Genomic DNA, 389 nt, shown 5'->3' with positions numbered 1-389 from the left:
GTGCTGCTGGTCCTGGAAGAGCTCCGCGGACAGCTTGGGGTCCTCCATGAAGATGAGCCGGTAGGTCTCCGGGTGCTTCAGGCCAAAGGACACGTAGGCCTCCGCCATGCGTGACAGCCGCTCCACGGGCTCCTTCACGGTGGCCGGCGGCTCCAGCGCCGCGAGCAGCTCCTGGAAGCCGCGCACGCACAGCTCCCGCGCGATGGCGTCGCGGTTCTCGAAGTGCAGGTAGAGCGTCGCGGGCGCGTACTCCACCGCGTCCGCCAGCTTGCGCATGGAGAGGGCCCCGAACCCCTCCTTCATCACCATGTCGCGAGCCACCCGGAGGATGTTCTCCCGCAGCTCCGCCCGCTGTCGCTCCTTGCGCTCCGTGATGCCCATGTCACGAG

At 68.4% G+C, this 389-nt stretch carries 1 protein-coding gene; it reads right to left on the bottom strand.

The genetic code is table 11. The annotated features are described in order from the left end of the window. The coding region (locus G4D86_RS51980) for a TetR/AcrR family transcriptional regulator (RefSeq protein ID WP_164003126.1) at positions 1 to 381 on the bottom strand (381 nt) is incomplete at its 3' end. Positions 382 to 389: the final 8 nt, after the last annotated feature.

Source organism: Pyxidicoccus caerfyrddinensis, from assembly GCF_010894405.1.
In the GTDB taxonomy this organism is placed as follows: Bacteria; Myxococcota; Myxococcia; order Myxococcales; family Myxococcaceae; genus Myxococcus; species Myxococcus caerfyrddinensis.
The sequence above is the reverse complement of the archived record's forward strand: the minus strand, read 5'-3'. Positions and strand labels throughout refer to the sequence as shown.